This window comes from Microbacterium sp. cf046 (assembly GCF_900114345.1).
Lineage (GTDB): Bacteria > Actinomycetota > Actinomycetes > Actinomycetales > Microbacteriaceae > Microbacterium.
This window is the reverse complement of record NZ_FOZJ01000002.1, coordinates 1,209,836-1,227,792: the sequence shown is the minus strand read 5'-3', so window position 1 is coordinate 1,227,792 and position 17,957 is coordinate 1,209,836. Positions and strand designations below refer to the sequence as shown.

Here is a 17,957-nt window from a genome sequence, read left to right as displayed (position 1 = left end):
ACTGAGCAGTCCGCGGATCGTCGCGCGCCCGCGCTGGCCGTGCCCGGTCGGGAGGCCCTAGAGTCGCGACATGGGTCTTGGGGGGAGCCGCAGCAGGCTCCGCGAGGCTGGTGCCGCGTTCTCGAGCAACTGGCGCAACCCGAACCTGCGGAGGGCTCAGCTGAGCTTCCTCGGCGCATGGACCGCGGAATGGGCCTTCACCGTCGCGCTCGGCGTCGTGGCCTATACCGCGGGCGGTGCTCTGGCACTGGGGCTGGTCGGCCTGCTGCGCATGGTGCCGTCGGCGGTCCTCGCTCCGCTGCTGTCGCCGTTCGCCGACCGGGGCAGGCGCGAGCGGGTGCTCGTGGTGGTCTCCACGGTGCGCGGGGTGGCCACGGCGGTCGCAGCGGTGACGGTCGCGCTGAACGGTCCCGTCATCCTCGTGTACGCGCTCGCCGTGCTGTCGACGATCGCGGCGACCATGTTCCGGCCCGCGCACTCCGCACTCCTGCCGACGCTGTGCCGCACCGGGCACGAACTGGCCAGCGCCAACGTCGTGCGCGGACTGCTGGATTCGATCGCCACCCTGGTGGGTCCGCTCCTGGCCGCCGTGCTGCTGGCGTTCACCGACGTCTCGGTCGTGTTCGCCGTCGCGGCCGCCGCATCATTCTGGGCCGCCCTGCTTCTGCTGAGGGTGCGGTACGACGCGCCGCCGCGCCCGGCGGCGCCCCGCCGACCCGATCTGCTGAAGGAGGCGGCGGACGGCGTCCGGGCCGTCACCGGCAGTCGCGACCTCCAGCTGATCCTCGGCCTGGCGGCCGCGCAATCGCTGACTCGCGGAGCGCTCACCGTGTTCTCGGTGGTGGTCGCCATCGAGCTGCTCGGCACCGGCGACCCCGGCGTGGGAGCCCTCATGGCCGCCGTCGGCGTGGGTGCCGTCATCGGATCGCTCGGCGCATCGTTCCTGGTCGGCACCGGCCGGCTCGGGCTGTGGTTCGCCCTCGGGGTGACGCTGTGGGGACTGCCCTTCGTGCTGATCGGGGTCTATCCGCACGAAGCCGCGTCGCTGTTCTTCCTCGCCTTCGTGGGCATCGGGAACGCTGTGATCGACGTCGCCGGGTTCACGCTCATCGCGCGGCTCGCCCCCGACACGGTCCTGGCGCGCGTCTTCGGCGTGCTGGAGAGCCTGGTCGCGGTCTCCATCGGCCTCGGGGCCATCCTCGCGTCGGCGTTGATCGGATGGTTCGGCATACCGGCGGCACTCATCGCGATCGGGCTGCTGTGCCCGGTCCTGGCGATGCTGTCGCTGCGCCGCCTGAAACGGATGGACGACTCCGTTGACGACCTCGATCTCGACATCGGGCTGCTGCAGCGGGTTCCCATGTTCCACCCGCTGCCACTTCCCGCGATCGAGCAGCTCGCCCGGGGACTCGAATCCGTCGAGGTTCCTGCCGGCGATGCGGTCGTCACCCAGGGGGAGATCGGCGACCGTTATTACGTGATCGAGTCGGGTGAAGCCGACGTCCTGGGCGACGGCAGGATCGTGGCGACACTGGGCCCCGGGGACGGATTCGGTGAGATCGCGCTGCTTCGCCGCAGCCGCCGCACCGCCACGGTGGTGGCACGGACCTCGCTGCTGCTGCGGGCCCTCAGCCCAGACCGGTTCATCTCGGCAGTCCTGGGGTACACGCCCAGCGCGCAGGCCGCGGAGGCGGCCGTCGATGATCAGCTCGGCCGTTTCGCACCGAACGACGAGGCCGATGATCCGCCGCCGACCTCATGAGGTGCGGATCGTTGAGATGAGTCGCCGGAGATGGGATGGTGAGGCATGACATCCGAGCGTGCCGCGCTGCTGATCGCCGACATCGGCGGCTACACCGAATACATGGGCTCGCACCGCATGAGCCTCGCGCACGCCGAGGTGAACACCGCACGGATGCTGGAGCGGATGATCCAGGCGGCGCGCGGATTCGACCTCATCGAGATCGAAGGCGATGCGGCCTTCCTCTCGCGGCCGTCGCGCAAGCGCGACCCCGACCCGACCGTGACCGAGATCATGCAGGTCGCGGTGGCGATGCATCAGGCCTTCCACCTCGAGCGCGAATACGTCGCGAAGAACCTCTGCCCGTGCGGCGGGTGCAAAGAGGCCGGCAACCTGAAGCTGAAGTTCGTCGCGCACATCGGCGAGGTGGCCACGCAGAGCATCCGCGGGCGCACGAAGCTCGTGGGCATCGACGTGATCCTGGTTCACCGGCTGCTGAAGAACTCGGTGTCGATCCCCGAATACGTCCTGGTCTCCGAAGAGCTCTATCAGGTGGACGAGACGTCGATGCCGGCGCCGGTGCATGAGATCACTCCCGAATTGGAGGGCATCGGAGAAGTGCGCGCGTACTTCGTCGACGTCGCCGATCTGGACGGTCTGCTCCCACCGCCGCGCAAGCCGTCGTGGGGTGCCCGGATCGGCAAGACGTTCGCGGCGGTGGGCCAGGGGATGCCCTACATGCTCGGCATGAAGCAGCCCCGCAAGGTGCGCTGAGAGGAGCGGTTCCGATGCAGTTCGAGCACCTCGGGGCACGGCCCCGCATCCATCCCGATGCCGTGATCGCGCCCACCGCGGTGATCAGCGGCGACGTCGAGATCGGCGCCGACTGTCAGGTTCTGCACGGTGCGGTGATCACGGCCGAAGGCGGGCCGATCACCCTCGGGGCGAACGTCATCGTGATGGAGAACGCATTGATCCGGGCGAGCGCCACGAATGCCGTGCACATCGGCGACCACACGCTCGTCGGTCCGATGGCCAGCGTGTCGGGGGCCACGATCGGCGACGAGGTCTTCCTCGCCACCGGTACGCGGATCTTCAACGGTGCCCGCGTCGGAGAGCGCAGCGAGGTGCGCATCAATGCGGTCGTCCACTTGCGCTCCGTGCTGCCGCCGCAGAGCGTCGTGCCGATCGGATGGGTCGCGGTGGGGGATCCCGCCCAGATCCTGCCGCCTGAGCGCCACGAGGAGATCTGGGCCGCCCAGAAGGAGCTCGACTTCCCCGGGTACGTGTTCGGCATCGACCGCGACACCCCCGACCTGATGGTGCAGCTCACCGAGCGCTACGGCCGCAGCCTGGCCCGGCACGATCGCGACGTGCGGCTGGACTGACCGACCTCAGCCGGTGTTCTGGAGGCCGGCCGCGACCCCGCTCACGGAGAGGAGCAGCAGGCGCTGCTGTTCCGGATCGGCGGGGGCGCCGCTCGTCGCGTCCGCGCGCAGTGCGCGCAGTGCGCGCAGCTGGAGCAGAGACAGCGCGTCGACGTAGGGGCTGCGCATCTTGACGGCGCGCTGCAGCACGGGTTTGTTGTCGAGCACATCCGAACCGGCGGTCACCCGCACGACCCACTTCCGGGTCAGCTCCATCTCGTCCATCACCAGCTCCGCGAGATCATCGCGGTCGCCGAGGTCGAGGTAGCGCCGCGCAATGCGTGGATCCGCCTTCGCCAGGCTCATCGCCACGTTGTCGACCATGGTGTGGAACAGCGGCCAGTCCTGATATGCCTGTCGCAGCATGTCTTCGTCGCCGACGGCATCCAGCGCCGTGCCGAGTCCGAACCAGCCCGCGAGATTGATGCGCGCCTGCGTCCACGCGAACACCCACGGGATCGCGCGGAGGTCCTCGAGGGATTCGACCGAGAGTCCTCTGCGGGCCGGCCGGGAGCCGAGGGCGAGCAGGCCGACCTCCTCCATCGGGGTGACCTGAGCGAACCACGGTGCGAAGCCAGGCGCCTTGACGAGTTCGAAGAAGCGTGCTCGGGATGCCGCATCCATCGTCGCGGCGACCTGCGCGTACCGCGCCGCCGCGCTCTGGTTGCGGTGTTCGATCGACGGCGCCGAAGCCAGCAGCACGGCCGCGGCGACCTGATCGATGTGGCGCATCGCGATCGCGGGGTCGCCGTAGCGGGCGAAGATGACCTCACCCTGCTCGGTGAGCTTGAACCGTCCGTCGACCGAATGCGGAGGCTGCGCGAGGATCGCCGAGTTCGCGGGACCGCCGCCGCGACCGAGCGCACCGCCGCGACCGTGGAAGAGGGTCAGCTCGATGGCGTTCTCCCGCGCCCATGCCGCGATCGCCGCCTGCGCCTCGTACAGCGCGAGGTTCGCCGCGACCGGCCCGACGTCCTTCGAGGAGTCCGAGTACCCGAGCATGACCTCGAGGCGCCGACCGGTCGCCTCCAGGCGCGCTGCGAACTCGGGGTGCTCGACGATCTCGGCGAGGATGCGCGGCGCCGCCTGCAGATCGGCGAACGTCTCGAAGAGGGGGATGACATCCAGCACCGGCGTCGCGCCGTCGGCGCTGTCGGAGCCCGCCGCGTACCGGGCGAGCCGGTGCACGTTGGCGAGGTCCTCGGCGGACTGCGTGAACGACACGATGTAGCGGCCGGCCGCGCGCGGGCCGTAGCGCGCCTGCAGGAACGCGATCGCGCGGAAGACGTCGAGCACCTCCTCGGCGAGCTCGGTGCGCGGGCCGCCGGCATCCAACTGGGCCAGCACGGTGGCGTGCACCGCCGAGTGCTGGCGCACCTCGAGCTCGGTGAGGTGGAAGCCGAACGTCTCGACCTGCCACAGCAGCTGCTGCAGGTGCCCGTATGCCTGCCGGGGAGCGCGTGCGCTCACGAGCGAGTCCTGCACGATGCGCAGATCGGCGAGCAGCTGCTCCGGGTCGCGGTAGCCGAGGTCGGCGTCGCGCACGCGGGTGGCGGCGATCCTGCGTGCGATCAGCAGCAGGATCCGCCGGTGCGGCTCGTTCGGCGACCGCTTCGCGATCTCGGTCGCGGCGTCCTCGTCGGCGGCCTTGAGCCGCTGCCACAGGGCGACCAGTGCATCGCTCGGCGGAGTGGTCGAACCGTCGAGGGTGAGTCCGCGCCCGATGCGGCTGGCCGTCCGCTCGAGGCCGAGCAGCACGTGCTCGCTCGCGATCGCAGCGGCCTTGCGCGTCACGGATGCCGTCACGAAGGGGTTCCCGTCTCGGTCGCCGCCGACCCACGACCCGACGCGCACGAACGGCCGCACCACGGGGGCGCGCCCACCGGCGGCCGGTCCTTGAAGTGCATCGTCGACACGGCGGTACACGTGCGGAATCGCGGTGTAGAGCGTCTCGTCGAAGACCGCCATCACGGCGCGCACCTCGTCGGTGGGCGACGGCTTCTCAGGACGCAGCGGGGCGGTCCGCCACAGGGTGTCGATCTCCTCCAGCATCCGCCGCTCAGCGCGTCGCTGGTCGGCGCCGTTGCGCAGCGACGCGTCGTGCTCCTCGAGGAATGCGGCCAGGCGGCGGATGCTGGTCGAGATCGCGCGGCGGCGCGCCTCGGTGGGATGGGCCGTGAACACCGGATGGAACCGCATGCTCTGCAGCCGCTGCAGGGCGGTGTCATCGCCGACCTCGGCCGCGAGGCTGACGAACGCGGCGGCGAGCGAATCCGTGGCGTCCTCGCGGTCGGGGCGGCCGTCGCGCTCGCGGAGGATGCGGACGCGCTGGTGCTCTTCGGCGAGGTTCACGAGGTGGAAGTAGCAGGTGAACGCGCGGGCGACCTCATCGGCTCGCTCGATCGTGAGCGAGTCGGCGATGTCGGCGGCGCTCGCGAAGGCCTCGGGCGTGTCGTCGGTGTACGCGTGGATCGTCGCCACGCGCAGCCGCTCGACGTCCTCGTAGAGCCCGGGTGATCCGCTCTCGCGCAGCACGCGCCCGAGCAGTGATCCGAGCATGCGCACATCGGCCCGCATCCGCTCGGGGATCTCCTGGCCGGCCTCGAACCGTCCGACGAGGTCGATCGCTTCGGTCTGGGTGAACTCGCGCATGCGCTCAACGCTAGCCGCGCGGTGTTTCGCGGAGGTCACGTGTTTCACGGCCCTCCCGTTCGACGCTCGATAGCATCGTCTCGACGCGGACGGAGGACCATGGCACTGCTGCGCTCGGCTCGTTTCCCGGCGATCCTGCTCCTGATCGCCGCGATCGCGGGGCTCATCGTCGCCAACTCGCCGATCGGCGCCGCGGTCATCGAGTTCTCGTCCGCGCACATCGGCATCCCCCAGACTGTCGTCGACCTCTCGCTCGCGCACTGGGTCTCGGACGGCCTTCTCGCGATCTTCTTCTTCTCGGTGTCCGTGGAGCTGCAGTACGAGCTGACCCAGGGCGAACTGCGCAGCTTCCGGCGCGCGATCCAACCCGCGATCGCGGCGGCCGGCGGGGTGATCGTGCCGATCGCCGTGTACCTCGCGATCACCGCGGGCAGCGGGGTCGAGTCGGGCTGGCCGGTGCCGACGGCGACGGACATCGCCTTCGCACTCGGCGTGCTCGCCGTCTTCGGACGCGGACTGCCCGCGAGCGTGCGCGTGTTCCTGCTCGCGCTCGCGATCCTCGACGACATCGTCGGGATCGTGTTCATCGCCGTCCTGTTCGCGACGGACGTCAACTTCGGGATGCTGGCGCTCGCGCTGCTCGCGGTGGTGGTGTTCGCGATCCTCAGCAGGGTGCTGGACACGCGCGCGAGGCTGCTCGTCTCGATCGCGCTCGTGCTGCTCGCTGTGGCCACCTGGGTGCTCGTGCTCGCGTCCGGGGTGCATGCCACGATCGCCGGCGTGCTGCTCGGCCTGGCGATGGCGCAGGGCCCGGCGCTGCGGGTGCGGCACGCGATCGAGCCGTGGGTCAACGCCGTCGTCCTGCCCGTGTTCGCGTTCATGGCGGCACTGGTTCCGATTCCGCAGGTCGCGGCATCCGCGCTGTCGCCGGCGTTCTGGGGCATCCTGCTCGCCCTCCCGCTCGGCAAGATCGTCGGCATCGCGGGCGCGGGGTGGCTTGCCCAGCGCTTCGCCGTGGGAGCGGGCGCCCAGAAGCTCGCGTTCGGGGACCTGCTCGCTGCAGGAGCCCTCGGCGGCATCGGGTTCACCGTGTCGCTGCTGCTGGCGAACCTGGCGTTCGCCGGGGATGCGTTCGTGCGCGACCAGGCGATCCTCGGCGTCCTGGCCGGCTCCCTGATCGCCCTGGTGCTCGCAGGTGCACTCGTGTCGTGGCGGGCCCGCTACCACCGCAGGCTGGGCGAATCGATCGCACCCGCCGCTGACGCTCAGGAGGCGACGGCATGACCGAGGCGGATCCGCAGGACGTCGACCCGCTCCGCATCGCCGCCGACACGATGCATGAGGTGCGCGAGCGGTGCGTATGGACGCAGCAGATCGACCACCGCGCGCTCGTGCCGTATCTCGTCGAGGAGAGCGCCGAGCTGATCGATGCCATCGAGGACGGGACGCGCGCCGAGCTGCGCGAGGAGCTGGGCGATCTGCTCTGGCAGGTGCTGTTCCACGCCGAGATCGCCTCGCGCGACCCTGACGACCCCTTCGACATCGACGATGTCGCCCGCGGGCTCACCGACAAGATGGTGCGCCGGCACCCGCACGTGTTCGCCGGGGAGGTCGCCGAGACCCCGGAACAGGTGCTGGTGCTCTGGAATGCGGCCAAGGCCGCGGAGAAGCACCAGCGCACGAGCGTTCTCGACGGCGTCTCGGAGCGGATGCCGTCGCTCTCGCTCGCTCAGAAGCTGATCGGCAAGGCGGCGCAGGTCTCGGTGCCGATCGCCGAGCGCCCTTCGACCCGCGCCGCTCGCTCAGGAACCGACGCTGTCCGGGACGAAACGCCTGAGATCGTCTCCGAGGCAGACCTCGGCGACGCGCTGCTCGCGCTCGTCGCGACCGCGCGGGCTCGTGGGTGGGATGCCGAGCGGGCGCTGCGCGAACGCCTCCGGGTGCTCGAAGCCGGGATTCGTGACGCCGAGCGGGACTGAGAGACTTATCCGGTGGCATCCGTGAACCCGCCGCGCGGCATGCGCGACTTCCTCCCCGCTGAGAAGGCCCGACGCGAACGCGTGCTCGCCGTGATCCGCGGCCGTTACCGCGCGCACGGCTTCGATGAGATCGAGACGCCGGTCATGGAGGATCACGCCCGCCTGCACGCCGGCATCGGCGGCGACAACGAGAAGCTCGCGTACAACGTGCTCAAGCGGGGTCTGGACGCGGACGCGATCCGCGCCGCTGCCGAGGATCCCGCTGCGCTGGCCGACCTCGGCCTGCGGTACGACCTGACCGTGCCGCTCGCACGCTTCTACGCGACCCACCGCGCGGAGCTGCCATCCGTGTTCCGCGCCGTGCAGATCGCGCCGGTGTGGCGCGCGGAGCGTCCGCAGAAGGGCCGGTACCGCCAGTTCGTGCAGTGCGACATCGATGTGGTGGGGGATGCGTCCTCACGAGCCGAAGCGGAGCTCATCGTCGCCACGCTCGACGCGGTCGACGCACTCGGGCTCGACGGGGCGACGGTGCGCATCAACGACCGCCGCGCGCTGGAGTGGATGCTGGAGAGCTTCGGCTTCGGCTCGGACGAGCGACCCGGCGTGCTGATCACGATCGACAAGCTCGACAAGATCGGCCCGGACGGCGTGGTCGCCGAGCTTCGGGAGCGCGGGGCCACCGGTGTCGCCGTCGACGCCTTCGAGGCGTTCCTGCGCCGCCCGCAGACGCTCGAGTACAACCCCTACGGCGAACGCCAGATCCGAAAGGCGCTGCCGGACGGCGCACCCGACGACGTGATCGCGCACCTCGTCGGCATCGGCGACGCCGTCTCCTCCACCCGCGTGCCGGACGACGTCGGCGGCGTCCCCCTCGTGTTCGACCCGTTCCTGGTGCGCGGCATGGGCTACTACACCGGCACGATCTTCGAGCTCGCCCACCCGAGCGTCGACTACTCGCTCGGCGGCGGCGGCCGCTACGACGGCATGATCGGGCGCTTCCTCGGGCAGGACGTCCCCGCCGTGGGCTTCTCGCTCGGCTTCGAGCGACTGGTGGACCTGGTCGACGACTCGACCGCGGACGATGAGCGAGCGATCGTCCTGGTCCACGACCGCGATGTGCCACTGGACGAGCTGCTGGGGCTGAAAGCTTCGCTGACCGCCGACGGAGCGCGAGTGCGGCTGGAGCAGCGGCCCAAGAACCTCAGGGCCCTGCTCGAGCGAGCCGCATCCGACGGGTACTCGTCCTTCGCGACCGTCTCGCCCGGATCGAGCATCGAGGCACTGGAGTTCAAGCCCCTCACTTGACGTCGCGGTCGAAGGGGAACGGTTGACGCGCGTCCACCGGGCGGGTTGGCTGGCGGCATGGCCGAACCCACTCCTGACGCGTGGCGTCGCGTCGACGCGTACCTGACCGAGACCCTGGTCGGGCACGACCCTGATCTGGACAAAGCGGTGGCCGAGCAGCACGCCGCCGGCCTGCCCGCAATCGAGGTCGCCCCTGTCTCCGGCAAGCTCCTTCACCTGCTCGCCCGGATCTCGGGAGCTCGTCGCGTGCTCGAGATCGGCACGCTCGGCGCGTACTCCACGATCTGGATGGCGCGCGGCATCCCCGAAGGAGGCGTCGTCGTCACGATCGAGGCGGAGCCGGCGATCGCAGCCATCGCGCGGGCGAACATCGACCGCGCGGGTGTCGGCGACAAGGTGGAGATCCGCGTCGGCCGTGGCGAGGATGTGCTGCCGACGCTGGAGGCCCCGATCCTCGCGGGAGACGTACCGAGGTTCGATCTGGTGTTCATCGACGCCGACAAGGAGTCCAACACGATCTACCTCGACTGGGCCGCGCGTCTCGGGCACCCCGGCACCGTCGTGGTCGTCGACAACATCGGCCGCGGTGGAGAGGTGGCCAATCCCGCCACGACCGCGTCGCATGTGATCGGCACGCAACGCGGACTGGAGATGCTGGGCAGGGACCCGCGATTCGACGCGACCGCACTCCAGACGCTCGATCTGAAGGGCTGGGACGGCGTCGCCATCGCGCTGGTGACGGATGCCGCGGCGATGCCGTCCGCCGACTGAAGCCGCCGCACCCCGCACTGATCACGAGCCCTGTGCCGCGGCATCCGCCTGGCTAGACTGGCGAGCGGACCGACGACGCTCCCGATCCACCCTCCACCACACAAGGAGTCCTCTGTGGCACTAATCGAGGCTGTCAACGCGCGCGAGATCTTGGATTCGCGCGGAAACCCGACCGTCGAAGTGGAGGTCCTGCTCGACGACGGCATCGTCCAGCGCGCGGCCGTCCCCTCCGGCGCATCCACCGGCGCGTTCGAGGCGTACGAGCTTCGCGACGGTGACAAGACCCGCTACAGCGGCAAGGGCGTGCTGAAGGCCGTCGCCGCAGTCGTCGACGAGCTCGGCCCGGCGATCGAAGGCGTGGACGCCAGCGAGCAGCGCATCATCGACGAGATCCTGATCGAGGTCGACGGGACCGACAACAAGGGCCGCGTGGGCGCCAATGCGATCCTCGGTGTCAGCCTCGCGGTGGCCAAGGCCGCCGCCGACTCGGCCGACCTCCCGCTGTTCCGCTACCTGGGCGGCCCCAACGCGCACATCCTGCCCGTGCCGCTGTTCAACGTCATCAACGGCGGTTCGCACGCCGACAACGGCATCGACATGCAGGAGTTCTTCCTCGCCCCCATTGGCGCATCGACGTTCGCCGAGGCGCTGCGCTGGGGCACCGAGACCTACCACGTCCTCAAGGGCGAGCTCCTGAAGGCGGGCTACGCGACGGGCCTCGGCGACGAGGGCGGCTTCGCCCCCGACCTTCCGAGCAACCGCGAGGGCCTCGACTTCCTCATCACCGCGATCGAGAAGGCGGGCTTCACACCCGGCACCGAGATCGCACTCGGGATGGACGTCGCTGCGACCGAGTTCTTCCGAGACGGCAAGTACCAGTTCGAGGGCAAGGCCTGGTCGGCCGAGGAGATCACCGACTACTACGTCGAGCTCGCCGACGCCTACCCGATCGTCACGATCGAAGACGCCCTCGCCGAGGACGACTGGGACGCCTGGAAGCACCTCACCGAGAAGCTCGGATCGAAGATCCAGCTCGTCGGCGACGACCTGTTCGTCACCAACCCGACCCGTCTCTCGGACGGCATCAAGCGCGGCGTCGCCAACTCGCTGCTGGTCAAGGTGAACCAGATCGGCACACTGTCGGAGACCCTGGATGCCGTGGACATGGCCCATCGCGCCGGGTACACGACGATGTTCTCCCACCGTTCCGGCGAGACCGAGGACACCACGATCGCCGACCTCGTGGTCGCCGTGAACTCGGGTCAGATCAAGAGCGGCGCGCCCGCCCGCAGCGAGCGCGTGGCGAAATACAATCAGCTTCTGCGCATCGAGGAGGAGCTGGGCGACGCGGCGGAGTTCGCCGGCCGTTCCGCCTTCCCGAGGTACACCGCGTAGCAGGCAGAGCGTGAGGGGGAGCCGTGGCCAAGACGACGGCTCCCCCTTCCCGCGCCCCGAAGGCCACCTCTCGGCCACGGCGCCCTCCACGGCGACCGGTCGATGTGCGGGGCTGGCTCGGCGGCATCCGTCTGTCGGGGTTCATGGTGATCATGCTCGGGCTGGTCGTGCTGGCCGCGTTCGTGCTGGTGCCGACGATCGGCACGTATGTCGACCAGCGCCAGCAGATCGCGGCCCTCGCGGCGTCGGTCGAGGTCAGCAGGGAGGACGTCGCCGACCTCGAGGCCCAGCGCGACAGGTGGACCGATCCGGCGTACATCACGACCCAGGCTCGCGAGCGCCTGTACTACGTCAGGCCCGGCGAGGTCGTCTACCTCGTCGACGACGACCTGCCACCGGCACTGGTGCCGCAGGAGCAGGCGCCGGTCAGCGACGAGGTCGAGCAGACCCGCACGGATTGGATGGTGCAGTTCGTTCGCTCCGTCACCGAGGCCGGGATGGCCCAGACCGTGAAGGCGCCCACGATCGGTGTGTCCGACACCGATCCGAGCGGCTCGCCGACGCCGACCCCGTGACTCCGGCGCTCCAGCCGCGCTGGGCAAGCCCTCAGCCGGTGGCGATAGCCTGGGCGGCGTGACCACACCCCCGTTCCCGCCGGTCGGCGAGGCCGATCTGACGGTGCTGCGCGCGCAGCTCGGTCGGCCGGCCCGCGACGTCGTCGGGATCGCGGCGCGGTGCGTCTGCGGCAACCCGACCGTGGCCGCGACGGCGCCGCGTCTCGCGGACGGCACCCCGTTTCCGACCTTCTACTACCTGACGCATCCCGCGGCGACGGCCGCGATGTCCGGCCTGGAGGCGACGCAGGTCATGCGGACGCTCAGCGACGAGCTCGCGGCGGATCCCGAAGTGGCCGAGGCCTACCGGCGCGCGCACGAGGCGTACCTGAGCGACCGAGCAGGCTTCGGCCAGGTCGACGAGATCGACGGCATCTCGGCGGGCGGGATGCCGACGCGCGTGAAATGCCTGCACGCCCTGGCCGCGCACTCCCTGGCCGCGGGTCCGGGAGTCAATCCGATCGGCGATCGGGCACTCGCCCTGTCGGGCTGGTCGCCGCAGCGCTGCGTATGCGCAGAGCCGGGGACGGCCGGCTGATGCGCGGCGTGCTCGCGGCATCCGGCTGCGTCCTCGCCGTCGGTCTGCTGACGGGTTCCACGATCGCTCCGGCCGCCGTGCCGGTCGCGCCGGAGGATCCAGTGCGGGCCGCGGAGTACTGGCTCGACGAGTACGGCATCCAGGATGCCTGGGCCACCACTCGCGGCGCGGGCGTTCGGATCGCGATCATCGACACCGGCATCGGGCGGGGTCCGGTCGAGTTCGAGGGCGCCGTGGTCGACGGCACGGATGTCTCGGGCAGCGGCTCCGCGGACGGCCGCACTCCGGTCGGAGCGGTGGACGCGAACCACGGGAGCTGGGTCGCATCGCTCGCGGCAGCGCGCGGCACCGGGGCTGGGACGGGCATGATCGGCGTCGCGCCGGAGGCCGAGCTGCTGTCGGTGTCGGTCGGCTTCGGGTCCTCAGCGAAGGTTCCGTTCAGCGAACAGATCGCCGAGGCCATCCGCTGGTCGGTCGACAACGGCGCGGACGTCATCAATCTGTCGCTCACGACCAACACGCCCGACTGGGACGAGAGCTGGGACTCCGCATTCCTGTACGCGTACGACCACGACGTGGTGGTCGTCGTCGCAGCGGGCAACCGCGGCAGCGGGACATCGCGCGTGGGCGCACCCGCGACGATCCCGGGCGTCCTGACCGTTGCGGGCGTCGACACCTCCGGCAAGGCGAGCGTCGAGGCATCCACGCAGGGGATCACGATCGGTGTCTCCGCGCCGAGCGAGGACCTCGTCGGCGTGTCCGCCGACGGCCGCCTGGTGCTGTGGAACGGCACCAGCGGCGCGGCGCCGATCGTCGCCGGGGTTGCCGCGCTCGTGCGCTCCGCGCATCCCGACATGGACGCGAACAACGTCATCAACCGCATCATCGAAACGGCCGACCGCCCGCCCGGCACGACCGCGGATCCCGATCCGCTGCTGTACGGGGCGGGACTCGTGGATGCCGCCGCCGCCGTCTCCGCGACCGTTCCGTCCGTGAGCGCGAACCCGATGGGCAGCCTCGAGGACTGGATCCGCCTCTACCGTCGGGCGGACAGCGGCCCCGCGCCGGTCCCGACGGTCGAGCCGGTCGAGGTCGATCCGCTGCCGCCGGCGGACGCGGCGACCCGCGCCGGGTCGCCGCTGCTTCCGTCGACCGACACACTGCTCTATGGAACGCTTCCGCTGATGGCCGGGTCGGCGGCGGCTATACTGGTGGCTCTCGGCGTCACCGCAGCTGTCCGACGTATCCGATTGGCGTCCCGGACGCCGAGCCGCTGACACCCCAGGAGTACTCCCCACCGTGAGCAACACCGTGCCCAAGATCCTCATCGTCGGCGGTGGCTACGCGGGCTTCTACACCGCCTGGAAGCTCGAGAAGCACCTGCGCAAGGGGGAGGCCGAGGTCACGATCGTCGACCCGCTGCCCTACATGACCTATCAGCCGTTCCTCCCCGAGGTCGCGGCCGGATCGATCGAGGCACGGCACTCCGTCGTCGCGCTGCGCCGTCACCTCAAGAAGACGAAGATCGTCGCGGCGAAGGTCACCGGCATCCGTCATGCCGACAAGGTCGCGACGATCACCCCAATCGCGGGTGATCCCTACGAACTCGAGTACGACCAGATCGTCGTGACCGCCGGCGCCGTCTCGCGGACGTTCCCGATCCCGGGGATCGCAGACAACGCGATCGGCCTCAAGACGATCGAAGAGGCCGTCGCCATCCGCGACCGCCTGATGTCCAACTTCGACAAGGCGTCCGTGCTTCCTCCCGGACCCGACCGCGACCGCCTCCTCACGGTCGTCGTCATCGGCGGCGGATTCGCCGGCATCGAGGTGTTCGCCGAGCTGCGCAACTTCGCTTCCGCGCTCGTGGGCCGCTATCCCGAGGTCACCTTCGACGACACGCATTTCCACCTGATCGAGGCGATGAGCCGGATCATGCCCGAAGTGTCGCTCAAGACGAGCGAATGGGTGCTGCGGGACCTCGCCAAGCGCGGTGCGTCCGTGCACCTGGACACGCAGGTGACCGGGGCCGTCGACGGCAACGTCGAGCTGTCCACGGGCGAGGTCATCCCGAGCGACCTGATCATCTGGACCGCGGGCGTCATGGCGAACCCGACCGTCGTCCGCGGCGGCGACCTGCCGGTGGAGGAGCGCGGTCGCATCCGCACCCGCGCCGATCTGCGCGTCGGCACCGAGGAGGAGTTCGTGGAGGGCGCCTGGGCGGCCGGAGACGTCTCCGCGGTGCCCGACCTGACCGGCGGCGGAGTCGGCGGCTATTGCGTGCCCAACGCGCAGCACGCCGTCCGACAGGCCAAGCTGCTCGCGAAGAACCTGGTCGCAGTGCTGCGCGGAGAGCTTCCCCACGAGTACTTCCACAAGAACCTCGGCGCCGTCGCGGGTCTCGGCCTCTACAACGGTGTCTTCCAGTCCGGCAAGATCGCCCTCAAGGGCTTCGTGGCCTGGGTGGCCCACCGCGGCTACCACGGGCTGGCGATGCCCTCGTGGGAGCGCAAGTTCCGCGTGGTGTGGGGCTGGTGGAACAACTTCTGGCTGGGCCGCGACCTGGTCAACCTGCAGGCCGTGCAGGATCCCCGCTACGTGTTCGAGGAGTTCGCGGCTCGCCCGCGCCCGCCGCAGCCCGCCGAGGCCGCCGCACCCGCGAAGGCGGTCGCCGCGCCGGTCGAGAAGGTCGCCGCGACGAGCTGACCGGTACCGTGGAGGCGTTCGCACGAGCGAGCGCCCCCGTAGCCCAACCGGCAGAGGCAGGCGACTTAAAATCGCTTCAGTCCGGGTTCGAATCCCGGCGGGGGTACGGCTGATCGCGCCGCCCGCACGGCGGTGGGGATGAATCCCGGCGGGGGTACGGCTGAATGCCGCAGTCCGTGGACGCGAACGGTGGGACGTAGGCTGGTGGCCATGTGTGCCCACTCGCCGATGAGCGTCCAGCGATGACGATCGATCTGCTCGCCGGAGCCGGCGCCGCGACACCGTGGGCCGATCCCGACGAATACTGGTCGGGCATGACGGATGCCGTGGCCGGCGTGTCGGGCCCCGTCGCCGCACTGAACCTCGCCGCACTCCGATACAACGCGCTCGACATGGTGGTGCGCTCCGCCGGCGTGCCCATCCGCGTCGCGAGCAAGTCGGTCCGGGTGCGCGAGGTGATCGACGCCACGCTCGCACTGCCCGGCTATCACGGCATCCTCGCATTCACCCTGCCCGAGGCGCTGTGGCTCGCGCAGACGCACGACGACGTCGTCCTGGGGTATCCGAGCGTCGACCGAGCCGCGATCGCGGCGCTGGTCGCCGACGAGGCGGCGACGACGCGGGTGACGCTCATGGTGGACGACATCGCCCAGCTCGACGTCGTGGACGCGGTCGTCGCGCCCGCTGCGCGCCCCGTGATCCGCATCGCGATCGACGCCGACGCCTCCTGGCGGACACGAGGACTCGGGCACATCGGCGTTCGGCGGTCCCCGGTGCACGAGCCGGGCGAGGTGGCGAACCTGGCGCGGGCGATCGCCGCGCGTCCCGGATTCCGGCTCGTGGGTCTGATGATGTACGAAGCGCAGATCGCCGGTCAGGGCGATGCCACCGGCTCCGGCGACGGGCTCATCCGCTGGATGCAGCGCAGATCGGGCCAGGAACTGCTCGACCGGCGCGCCGCCATCGTCGGCGCGCTGCGCGACATCGCACCGCTCGAGTTCGTCAACGGCGGGGGAACGGGCTCGCTCGAGCTGACGGCGTCCGACCTGGCGGTCACAGAGCTGACCGCAGGCAGCGGACTGCTTGCCGGGCACCTGTTCGACGGATACCGCGCATTCGATCCTGCGCCCGCGGCCGCGTTCGCCCTCGAGGTCGTGCGCAAGCCGATGCCCGATATCGCCACGGTGCTCGGCGGCGGATGGATCGCGTCGGGACCCCCGGTCGCATCGCGCCAGCCCCGGCCGGTCTGGCCCGAGGGTCTTGCCACCCTCGCGCGCGAAGGTGCCGGCGAAGTGCAGACGCCCCTGCAGGGGGAGTCCGCGCGATCGCTCGCGATCGGCGATCGGGTATGGTTCCGGCACTCCAAGAGCGGGGAGCTCGCCGAGCGCGTCGACCGGTACCATCTCGTCGACGCCGATCGGCTGATCGGCGAGGCGCCCACCTATCGAGGCGAGGGGAAGTCGTTCCTGTGACACGTCCCGGAGGCGTGTGGGAGAACTGGGGCCGCACGGCCAAGGTCCGCCCGCAGCGCGTGGAGTTCCCGCGGTCGACCGAGGCCGTGCAGCGATCGGTGAAGGCGGCGGCATCCCGCGGGATGCGGGTCAAAGCCGTGGGTGCCGGGCACAGCTTCACGGGGATCGCGGTGGCGCCTGGAGTGCTGCTGGATCTGACGGATCTGACCGGGCTGGTCCGCGCGGACCGAGCACGGGGGCGGGTGACGCTCCGCGCCGGGACGCGGCTGCACCAGATCCCGAAGCTGCTCGCGCCGTACGGGCTCGCCATGCCGAACCTCGGCGACATCGACCGGCAGTCGATCTCCGGGGCGATCTCCACCGGCACCCATGGCACGGGCGCCGCGTTCGGCGGCATCGCGACCCAGGTGACCGCGGCGACGCTCGTCACCGCCGACGGTGACCTCCTCGTGGTCGACGAGGACGAGAACGCCGAACTGCTGCCCGCGGTGGCGCTCGGCCTCGGCGCCCTGGGGATCCTGGTAGAGATCACGCTCCAGTGCGTTCCCGCGTTCCTGCTCGAGGCGGTCGAGCGCCCCGAGCCTCTCCAGGATGTGCTCGATTCGCTGGACGCGCGGGTGTCGGCATCCGACCACTTCGAGTTCTACTGGTTCCCGCACACCGACAAGGCGATGACCAAGACGAACACGCGCCTTCCGGAGAGCGCCGTGCGACACCCCCTCAAGCCGTTCGGCAAGTGGATGGATGACGTCGTGGTCGGCAGCGGTGCGCATCAGGTGGCGTGCAGCGTCGGGCGCGCCGTGCCCTCCACGGTCCCCGCGATCAATCGCACCTCGGTGCGCCTGTGGGGCAACCGCGAATTCACGGATGAGTCGCACCGCGTGTTCGCGACGGAGCGCTCGGTGCGGTTCCGCGAGATGGAGTACGCCGTGCCCGCCGAGAATGTCCGGCCGGCCTTCGATGCGCTGCGCTCCACGGTGCAGGATTCGGCGTGGCGCATCGGATTCCCGGTCGAGGTGCGCTTCGCCCAGCAGGACGACCTGTGGATGTCGACCGCGCACGGTCGGGCGTCGGGATACATCGCCGTCCACCGCTACTGGAGAGAGGACCCCGCCGAGTATTTCGACGCGGTCGAGCAGATCATGCTCGGCTTCGGAGGTCGGCCGCACTGGGGCAAGATGCACTCGCTGGATGCCGCGACCGTGCGCGACCGCTATCCCCGCTTCGACGACTTCGTCGCCCTGCGGGACCGGCTCGACCCGCAGCGCATGTTCCAGAACGCCTATCTCGAGCGCGTACTGGGTGAGTAAGGGCTGAGAGTCGTGAGACGGCTCTCATCTGCGGCATCGCGCGTGGC

General features: G+C 70.3%; 15 protein-coding genes and 1 tRNA gene. 15 read left to right on the top strand and 1 reads right to left on the bottom strand.

The annotated features are described in order from the left end of the window. Positions 1-70 precede the first annotated feature (70 nt). From BM349_RS12125 to BM349_RS12115, 3 genes are read left to right on the top strand one after another with little or no spacing between them, the layout of a single operon-like run. Positions 71-1,762 (top strand): MFS transporter, encoded by a 1,692-nt coding sequence (locus BM349_RS12125; protein WP_091707073.1) that lies wholly within the window; start codon positions 71-73, stop codon positions 1,760-1,762. 45 nt (positions 1,763-1,807) lie between these two features. Continuing rightward, positions 1,808-2,515, top strand: coding sequence for a DUF2652 domain-containing protein (locus BM349_RS12120; RefSeq protein ID WP_091707072.1), 708 nt, complete (start codon positions 1,808-1,810; stop codon positions 2,513-2,515). Positions 2,516-2,529: 14 nt separating this feature from the next. Then, the gene (locus BM349_RS12115) at positions 2,530-3,129 is read left to right on the top strand and encodes a gamma carbonic anhydrase family protein (RefSeq protein WP_091707071.1); all 600 of its coding nucleotides are present in this window, start codon (positions 2,530-2,532) and stop codon (positions 3,127-3,129) included. Between the two features lie 6 nt (positions 3,130-3,135). Here the strand turns inward: BM349_RS12115 and BM349_RS12110 are convergent, their stop codons facing one another. Next, positions 3,136-5,820 carry a phosphoenolpyruvate carboxylase gene (locus BM349_RS12110; RefSeq protein WP_091707070.1) on the bottom strand — a complete coding sequence of 895 codons (2,685 nt, stop codon included), beginning with the start codon at positions 5,818-5,820 and terminating at the stop codon, positions 3,136-3,138. A gap of 99 nt (positions 5,821-5,919) precedes the next feature. Here BM349_RS12110 and BM349_RS12105 point away from each other — a divergent pair, with 99 nt between their 5' ends. The 12 genes from BM349_RS12105 to BM349_RS12050 all read left to right on the top strand — a co-directional run bounded on the left by BM349_RS12105 (position 5,920) and on the right by BM349_RS12050 (position 17,910). Continuing rightward, the gene (locus BM349_RS12105; RefSeq protein WP_091707069.1) at positions 5,920-7,104 is read left to right on the top strand and encodes a Na+/H+ antiporter NhaA; all 1,185 of its coding nucleotides are present in this window, start codon (positions 5,920-5,922) and stop codon (positions 7,102-7,104) included. Further along, positions 7,101-7,799 (top strand): MazG nucleotide pyrophosphohydrolase domain-containing protein, encoded by a 699-nt coding sequence (locus tag BM349_RS12100; RefSeq protein ID WP_091707068.1) that lies wholly within the window; start codon positions 7,101-7,103, stop codon positions 7,797-7,799. Before BM349_RS12105 ends, BM349_RS12100 begins: the two co-directional genes overlap by 4 nt. A gap of 39 nt (positions 7,800-7,838) precedes the next feature. Further along, entirely contained in the window at positions 7,839-9,104 is a 1,266-nt protein-coding gene (gene hisS, locus BM349_RS12095; RefSeq protein ID WP_217645671.1) for a histidine--tRNA ligase, read from the top strand. Positions 9,105-9,161: 57 nt separating this feature from the next. Continuing rightward, positions 9,162-9,875: an O-methyltransferase gene (locus BM349_RS12090; protein WP_091707066.1), complete on the top strand. Its 714-nt coding sequence runs from the start codon at positions 9,162-9,164 to the stop codon at positions 9,873-9,875. Between the two features lie 114 nt (positions 9,876-9,989). Continuing rightward, positions 9,990-11,270, top strand: coding sequence for a phosphopyruvate hydratase (gene eno, locus BM349_RS12085; protein ID WP_091707065.1), 1,281 nt, complete (start codon positions 9,990-9,992; stop codon positions 11,268-11,270). 23 nt (positions 11,271-11,293) lie between these two features. Further along, positions 11,294-11,845, top strand: coding sequence for an FtsB family cell division protein (locus tag BM349_RS12080; protein WP_254773845.1), 552 nt, complete (start codon positions 11,294-11,296; stop codon positions 11,843-11,845). A gap of 58 nt (positions 11,846-11,903) precedes the next feature. After that, entirely contained in the window at positions 11,904-12,422 is a 519-nt protein-coding gene (locus BM349_RS12075; RefSeq protein ID WP_091707064.1) for a DUF501 domain-containing protein, read from the top strand. Then, a complete protein-coding gene (locus tag BM349_RS12070; protein WP_091707063.1) occupies positions 12,422-13,699 on the top strand; it encodes a S8 family serine peptidase in 1,278 nt (425 codons plus the stop codon). The genes BM349_RS12075 and BM349_RS12070 overlap by 1 nt, the downstream gene beginning before the upstream one ends. 34 nt (positions 13,700-13,733) lie before the next feature. Then, positions 13,734-15,128: an NAD(P)/FAD-dependent oxidoreductase gene (locus BM349_RS12065; protein WP_091707285.1), complete on the top strand. Its 1,395-nt coding sequence runs from the start codon at positions 13,734-13,736 to the stop codon at positions 15,126-15,128. Positions 15,129-15,160: 32 nt separating this feature from the next. Continuing rightward, positions 15,161-15,234, top strand: a tRNA-Leu gene (locus tag BM349_RS12060). A 136-nt stretch (positions 15,235-15,370) separates the two neighbouring features. Then, positions 15,371-16,600 carry an alanine racemase gene (locus BM349_RS12055; protein ID WP_091707062.1) on the top strand — a complete coding sequence of 410 codons (1,230 nt, stop codon included), beginning with the start codon at positions 15,371-15,373 and terminating at the stop codon, positions 16,598-16,600. Then, positions 16,597-17,910: a D-arabinono-1,4-lactone oxidase gene (locus BM349_RS12050; protein ID WP_091707061.1), complete on the top strand. Its 1,314-nt coding sequence runs from the start codon at positions 16,597-16,599 to the stop codon at positions 17,908-17,910. The genes BM349_RS12055 and BM349_RS12050 overlap by 4 nt, the downstream gene beginning before the upstream one ends. Positions 17,911-17,957 lie beyond the last annotated feature (47 nt).

Coding starts and splice junctions, on each gene's coding strand:
- BM349_RS12125 (WP_091707073.1), top strand. CDS start 71: ATGGGTCTTGGGGGGAGCCGCAGCAGGCTCCGCGAGGCTGGTGCCGCG.
- BM349_RS12120 (WP_091707072.1), top strand. CDS start 1,808: ATGACATCCGAGCGTGCCGCGCTGCTGATCGCCGACATCGGCGGCTAC.
- BM349_RS12115 (WP_091707071.1), top strand. CDS start 2,530: ATGCAGTTCGAGCACCTCGGGGCACGGCCCCGCATCCATCCCGATGCC.
- BM349_RS12110 (WP_091707070.1), bottom strand. CDS start 5,820: ATGCGCGAGTTCACCCAGACCGAAGCGATCGACCTCGTCGGACGGTTC.
- BM349_RS12105 (WP_091707069.1), top strand. CDS start 5,920: ATGGCACTGCTGCGCTCGGCTCGTTTCCCGGCGATCCTGCTCCTGATC.
- BM349_RS12100 (WP_091707068.1), top strand. CDS start 7,101: ATGACCGAGGCGGATCCGCAGGACGTCGACCCGCTCCGCATCGCCGCC.
- hisS (WP_217645671.1), top strand. CDS start 7,839: ATGCGCGACTTCCTCCCCGCTGAGAAGGCCCGACGCGAACGCGTGCTC.
- BM349_RS12090 (WP_091707066.1), top strand. CDS start 9,162: ATGGCCGAACCCACTCCTGACGCGTGGCGTCGCGTCGACGCGTACCTG.
- BM349_RS12070 (WP_091707063.1), top strand. CDS start 12,422: ATGCGCGGCGTGCTCGCGGCATCCGGCTGCGTCCTCGCCGTCGGTCTG.
- BM349_RS12055 (WP_091707062.1), top strand. CDS start 15,371: ATGACGATCGATCTGCTCGCCGGAGCCGGCGCCGCGACACCGTGGGCC.